At 44.4% G+C, this 2,941-nt stretch carries 1 protein-coding gene; it reads right to left on the reverse strand.

The window, feature by feature from the left end; genetic code table 11:
• A partial coding sequence (locus ACE1CM_RS44125) for an AAA family ATPase (RefSeq protein WP_374885774.1) occupies positions 1 to 2,941 on the reverse strand: 2,941 nt, incomplete at both ends.

The following is a 2,941-nucleotide window of genomic DNA, read 5'->3' on the forward strand; positions in this document are numbered from 1 at the left end:
ACAATAATATGCTTCAAGCATGTAGCTTGCGGCGACTTTTTCTTTGCCCCAATCGAGATAGAATTTGGCGGCGAGTTCGTTAGCGAGGGCTTCGTCTTGGATGTAGCCGTTTTCTTTGGCGAGGGAGATTGCAAGGTCGTAGTGTTCAATAGCTTGAGTTTTGTTGCCCAAAACTCGATGTTTTTCTGCCTCTACTAGCTGAAACCGATGCAAACAGTTCCCAGGCGCATGGTATGCCCAATGTTGCATCTTCTCTTGGTTAACCTTAATCTTTTGCAGCAATGGATCTTGTTGAGAAGGAGCGGTAATCGAAAAGGCTGCAAGGCTAGCCAGGGATTGATAAAAGTAAAATATTGGAATTAATGGTAAGCCAACCAGTCCACTCAGGTATTTTTCGGCTTGAGTTGCATATTCAACAGCTTGAGTATAGTTCCCAAACCAATAGCAGAGGAGCAGCTTATTCATATACAAAATACAAATTGCCGTTCGATCGTTCGTTTCCTGATGAACAGCAAGTTGTTGGTCTTCATCATAGGCATCACCAACTAATCGACAGGGATCTACCGCTTGACCGAGCAAGTTCAAAACGCTTTGGTGGAATTGCTCATGGTAGGTGAAAGCTGCGTCTTGTTTTAGGTGGGCGATCGCCGCCCGATTTGCCGACATTTCCTGGGACAATGAGATTAATTCTCGACCCAAGAGAAACTGGAAGTAAGAGGACACCAATAAATTCCAGGCAGCATATTCTAAATCTCCGGTTTCTAGACCACTAACGTATCCTTCTAATAAAGGGCTGAGTGTTTCTTTGAGATGCTCTTTCCAATGTTTGACAAAAGCATTGGCAATTTGCAACGTTTTCGCCTTAGACTCCTTTGCCTGGAATCGATCAAGGAGAGCCAATGCCAACTTGCCAAATTCATAACCCGTACTGATATCTGCCAAAATTGCACATGAGAGCAATCCATAATTGGCATAACCAGAGGCAGATAGGGAGGAATTGCCACTGCTGATTGACAGATCAACCTGCTGACAAACAACGAGTGGAAACAGATCGGGAGCAACAATTAACGTCGCGACCACAATGTGAGATAAAACTTTCATGGCTGCCAGCTTAAAGGGATTGTCCATAACTGGCAAATCAATCAGGCTTTCAATCTGTCTGCCGCTCAGATGAGAACGCACATTTTCTAATGCCTGTTGCAGATGAGATTGATTTGGCTGCTCTGGAAAATGGATGCCTAATAGTTGCAGAACCTGTAACGCAACCTTGATTGCCTCCAGTAGTTGATGTTGAGCAATACAACTTTGAATTTGTACTTCGTAAACTTTAATTTTATCCGGCAACGTTCTCGCTTGTCGCAGCACAAGTTCAATTTGTTGAGCCGCTTGCACAAAATCACCATTCAAATAAGCTGCCTCAGCAGTTTCTTGATACAGCGCGAGGGCTAAATCATACTGTCGTTCCCAACAATCGGTTGTCAGTAATGTGCTGGCAATAGAGAAGTACTCAATAGCTGCACCATAGGCTATTGCTGCTTTGGCTTTTTTCCCTGCCATAAAATTCAATTGTGCAAGTTCACGATCTTCATTCTCTAGCGTCACTAATTCTATGCTCTGGTTGAGTTGGTTGACAATTACAAAAATTTGTTCCTCACGTTCACCCTGGGTCATGCTGCTCAACAATAGCTTGCCAATTTTGTAGTGAACCCGTGGTTTCTGAGTGTCAGTAATCAGCGAATAAGCTGCTTGTTGAACGCGATCGTGCAAGAATTTATAAGGAACGACAATCTCACGATTGCCTTCGAGGTTGTCTGAGTCGTTCGCTTGGAAGAACTTGTAGGTTTCAGAGATGGGGAGAATCAGCCCGTCTTGTAATGCTTTCCATAGGTTCGTCGCTGTATCAATCGGCGATTTTTCTGAAACAATCGCCAAAGTATTCAAATCAAATTGGTTGCCAATACAAGCGGCCAATTTTAAAACTTCTTGAGTTTCTGCTGGAAGCTTCTGCAACTGCAAGGCCATAAACTCCACCACATCATCCGTCAATGCCAACTGCCGCACCGAACTCATGTCACATTGCCAGTAACCCAATTCTGGCTGGAACTGAATCCAACCCTCCTCATGCAGTGCTTTGAGAAACTGGGTCGTAAAAAAGGGATTCCCTTTAGTTTTCTGATACACCAATTGGGTCAGGGGTTGTGCTAATTCAGGGGGACAACTCAGGGTGTCTGCTACCAACTGATTCACCGTCATTTCTACCAAGGGTGACAGGGTAATCGTATTGACAGTGGATTGAGCTTTCTGAATCTGTTCCAGCGTCAGCATTAAAGGATGCCCTGGAAACACTTCATTGTCTCGATACGCTCCCAGAAGCAGTAAATAGCTAGATCTTTCACTCATCAACAATTTCAGCAAGTTGAGAGATGCGGAATCCGCCCATTGTAAATCATCCAAAAACATTACCAACGGATGTTCTTTTGTGGTGAAGACTTGGATGAATTTCTGAAACAGTAAATTGAAGCGATTTTGCGCCGCACTCCCAGAAAGTTCCGGTACAGTTGGCTGTTGTCCGATAATCCGTTCTAGTTCGGGAATCACATCCACGATTACTTGTCCGTTTTCGCCCAGTGCATTGAGAATTTTGGCTTTCCAGGTCGCTAGTTGAGCATCGCTTTCGCTCAGCAGTTGTCCCATCAAGTCACGAAATGCTTGGACAAAGGCAAAAAAGGGAATGTTGCGATTAAATTGGTCGAATTTGCCTTTGATGAAATAGCCTTTCTGACGGGTAATCGGTTTATGGACTTCGTTGACGACGGCGGTTTTACCAATCCCAGAAAATCCGGCAACCAGCATCAATTCTGAAACGCCTTCTGCAACGCGATCAAATGCCTCCAGTAAGGTCTGAACTTCCGTTTCCCGACCGTAGAGTTTGTCGGGAATA

The organism is Microseira sp. BLCC-F43 (assembly GCF_041929235.1).
Lineage (GTDB): Bacteria > Cyanobacteriota > Cyanobacteriia > Cyanobacteriales > Aerosakkonemataceae > Microseira.